This is a genomic window from Roseateles chitinivorans, from assembly GCF_002761755.1.
Classification (GTDB): domain Bacteria; phylum Pseudomonadota; class Gammaproteobacteria; order Burkholderiales; family Burkholderiaceae_C; genus Roseateles; species Roseateles chitinivorans.
In genome coordinates this window covers 1-3,773 of sequence record NZ_PEOG01000137.1, presented here as the reverse complement: position 1 = coordinate 3,773, position 3,773 = coordinate 1, and the positions used below count along the sequence as shown (strand labels likewise).

The following is a 3,773-nucleotide window of genomic DNA, read 5'->3' as shown; positions in this document are numbered from 1 at the left end:
CGTCGAAGTCGCCGCTGTCTCGGCCGCTGCCGCCACCGCTGCGCTCGGACGAGCGCTCGCGGCTGTAGCCACCGCCGCCACCGCCGCCCATGTCATCGCCGCCGCCGTCACGGCCGCCCAGCAGCTGCATCTGCTCGGCGATGATTTCCGTCGTGTAGTTGTCCTTGCCTTCCTTGTCCTGCCACTTGCGGGTCTTCAGGCGACCCTCGACATAGACCGGGCGGCCCTTCTTCAGGTACTCGCCGGCGATCTCGGCCAGGCGGTCGTAGAACACCACGCGGTGCCATTCGGTCTCTTCCTGGCGCTCGCCGCCTTCACGGCTCTTCCAGTTGCGCGTCGTCGCGATGCTGACGTTGCACACCGCGCTGCCGCTCGGCGTGTAGCGGAGTTCAGGATCACGGCCCAGGTTGCCGAGGATGATGACTTTGTTGACCGAGGCCATGAGGGTTGCCTTCGCTTGCGTGTCGTTGAATGTTCGGAATGGGAAACTCGGCGCCGCCAACCGCCCGGGGAACCGGGCCGGAAACGGTGGCGCAGGGGGCGGATTATGCCGCTCGCCCATTCCGCCGGCGATCCCCGGGAAACGCCGATCCACTGCCCGGTTCGCGGTAGCCGATGACCGGATTCCTTGTGAAGGATTCTTCAGCGCAACGACCGCTCCGCTATCCTTCGCGCACCCCATGCCCCGGGCGCGCCTCCGTCCTTCACGGAGCGATGTCCACGCCTCGCGGCTGCCAGCCGCCCTCAGGTCCACGCCCGCTCATGCTTTCCGCCAGCCTCAGATTCGCCGACCTCTTCGAGCTGCAAGTGCGGGAACGGCGCCTGCTGGTCGACGGCCAACCGGCGCAACTGGGCTCCCGCGCGCTGGACGTGCTGATCGCGCTGGCCCATCGCGCCGGCGAGCTCGTCAGCAAGAACGAGTTGATCGACCTGGCCTGGCCCGGCGTCGTCGTCGAGGAGAACAACCTGCAGGTGCAGGTCAGCGCCCTGCGCAAGGTGCTCGGCGGCGACATCATCTCGACCATCCCCGGACGCGGCTATCGATTCATCGCCGATGTGCATGACGTGCCGCGCACCGCGCAGGCGCCCCATGAGCCGCCGCCGCAGGCGCCCCTCGCGCTGCGGACCAACCTGCCGAGCGGCCTGCCCCGGCTGCTGGGCCGCGACGAGGACCTGGCGGGCCTGGGCGGCGTGATCGAGCACCACCGGCTGGTGACCATCGTCGGCGCCGGCGGCATGGGCAAGACCCGCCTCGCGCAGGCGCTGTTGCACGCGCGGCAGTCGGCCTATCCGCATGGGGTCTGCTGGGTGGAACTCGCGCCCCTGACGGACGCCGCCGCGCTGCCCGGCGCGATCGCGGCGGCGCTCGGGATCCGGCTCGGCTCGGGCGACGCGCCGCTGGAGGGGCTGGCCGCCGCACTCGCACCGCTGACGATGCTGCTCGCGCTGGACAACGCCGAACATCTGCTCGACGCCACCGCCCAGCTCGCGCGCACGCTGCATGCCGCGGCGCCGCGCCTGAGCCTCGTCGTCACCAGCCAGGCGCCATTGAAGCTGCCCGCCGAGCAGGTCTACCGGCTGGATGCCTTGTCCACGCCCGCCCGACCTCTGCCGGCCACCGAGGCCATCGGCTTCGGCGCGATCGCCCTGTTCGTCGAACGCGCCCGCGCGGCCGACGTCCGCTTCGCGCTGACCGACGCGAATGCCCCGGCCGTGATCGAACTGTGCCGCGCGCTCGACGGCCTGGCGCTCGCCATCGAGCTCGCCGCGGCGCGCGCGCCGGTGCTCGGCGTGCAGCGCCTGGCCGCCTCGCTGGACGAGCGGCTCCGCCTCTTGACCGCCAGCCGCAATCGCGACGCGCCCGAACGTCAGCAGACGCTGCGCGCCGCATTGGAGTGGAGCCACGGCTTCCTGGAGGAACGGGAGCGCACCGTGTTCCGCCGGCTGGCCGTCATCGCCGGCAGCGCCTCGCTGGAGCTGATCCAGCAGGTCGCCGCCGACGCGCCGGGGGACGGGTCCAGCCACCGCGAACTCGACGAATGGGCCGTGCTCGATGCGGTGACGGTGCTGGTCGAACGCTCCCTGCTGGTCTGCGTCGTCAGCGATGAGGCGGACTCGCCGCCGCGCTACCGGCTGCTCGACAGCCCGAAGGTCTTCGCGCGCGAGCTGCTGGCCCGCTCCGGCGAAGAAGAGAGGGTCCGCGACCGGCACGCCCGCGCCGTCGCCGCGCTGTGCGAGACCCTGCATGCGCAACGCCTGAATGGCGAGATCGGCGTCGATGCCTGGGGCGAGCGCGCTCGCGCCGACCTCGACAACGCACGCGAGGCGCTCATCCGGTCGGAAGCGCTCGGCGACACCGACGCGGCGCTGGCCATCATCGCGATGCTGCTCTTCGCGCTGCCGCGCACGCTGCACGCCGAACGCAACGCGCTGTGCGACCGCTTCGATGCGCTGGACGGCGGCGACCATGGTCCGCTGTGGTTGCAGGCCAGTCTGGGCGTGGCGATGCAGTACCTGAACAGCGTCCACAACCCGCGGGCCGAGGCGCACATGCGGCGGATGCTCGAGGCCGCCCGCGCGCAGGTCGATGCGCCCGACGGCCGCTTCAACCTGTACCGGGCGCTGGCGATGTCGCTGACGATGCCGCCGATCGGACGGGACGCCGACGCCGACGAGCTCTGCGCGCTGGAGGACCCGGCCTGGCCGCCGCAGCGGCTGCATTACGGGCTGCTCGGGCTGATGCTCAACCGGGCGGACCCGCAGGAGCAACTGCGCCTGGGCCATCGGATCGTGGCCAACTGCGAAGCAGGCGGCGACGCCAATCCCATCTATCTGGCCAACCTGGCCGATGCGCAGTTGCTCGCGGGCGACCCGGAAGGCGCCGTCCGCACCGGCCTGGCGCTGCTGGCGCAGCTGCAACCAGGACGCGACGAGTACAGCCTCGCCTATGCCCGCCTCAACACGGCGGCCGCCTATCTCGCCCTCGGGGACACCCAAGCCTTCCGCCCGCTTGCGCAACAGGGTTGGCCGCTGGCGGCCCAGGCGGACCTGCAGCGCTACTGGTGCGAATACCTCTCCCTGCTGGCCGCGCTCGAGGGCCGTCCGCGTGCCGCCGCCCGGCTGGCCGGACATGTGGAAACCGGCACCGCCGGCCTGCTGCGGTTCGGCGAGAACGAGGCGCTGGCCGGGACCCGTGCCCAGCAACTCGCACGGGAGGCCCTCGGCGACGCCGAATTCGAGCGGCTGAAGGCCGAGGGCGCGCGGCTGCGCAGCGCCGACATCGGCGCGCTCGCGTTCGCGCTGACCGACGCGGCCTGATTCCCGAAGTTGCGCCTGAGCGCAACTGAAAAGTCCTGAAGCGTCGCCCCGCCGCATCCTTCGCAACGATTCAGGGCGGATTCAGGACATCCAGGGCCCGGTGCCGCGACAGTGGCCCCGCGGTCGATGCCGCCGTCCCCGCCCCCCGACCGCGTCGGATTGGCTGGCGCGCTCCGCTCCGTCACCGTCAGAAGAAATGCGACGGGCCCCTCCAGGTGCCCGCATCACGACCGGCCGGGCGCCGGCCGTCCGAGGGAAACCGTTCGATGCGTCCATTCGACTCCGCCGCGCTGCGTGGCACCGTCCTGGCCCTGGCGGCCGGGGCGGCATTCGCCCAGCAGGGTCCCCAACCGCCGCAGGCTCCCCAGGCGCCGCAGGTCACGCCGCGCGACCTGCGTCCGCCCGAGCCGGCCGCCTCCGCCGCGCGGCTGCCGACGCCCGCGCCGAATGCCGTC

At 72.0% G+C, this 3,773-nt stretch carries 2 protein-coding genes and 1 pseudogene; 2 read left to right on the top strand and 1 reads right to left on the bottom strand.

Annotated elements, in window-relative coordinates; genetic code table 11:
• Positions 1–442, bottom strand: a 442-nt coding sequence (locus CS062_RS24880) for a single-stranded DNA-binding protein (RefSeq protein ID WP_099864526.1), incomplete at its 3' end; no start/stop codon positions are given.
• A gap of 320 nt (positions 443–762) precedes the next feature.
• Between CS062_RS24880 and CS062_RS24875 the strand changes: the two genes are divergently transcribed.
• Together CS062_RS24875 and CS062_RS24870 are read left to right on the top strand one after the other, a co-directional pair.
• Positions 763–3,318 (top strand): ATP-binding protein, encoded by a 2,556-nt coding sequence (locus tag CS062_RS24875; protein WP_158238926.1) that lies wholly within the window; start codon positions 763–765, stop codon positions 3,316–3,318.
• Positions 3,319–3,584: 266 nt separating this feature from the next.
• Positions 3,585–3,773 (top strand): annotated as a pseudogene (locus CS062_RS24870) (hypothetical protein); the annotation flags it as partial.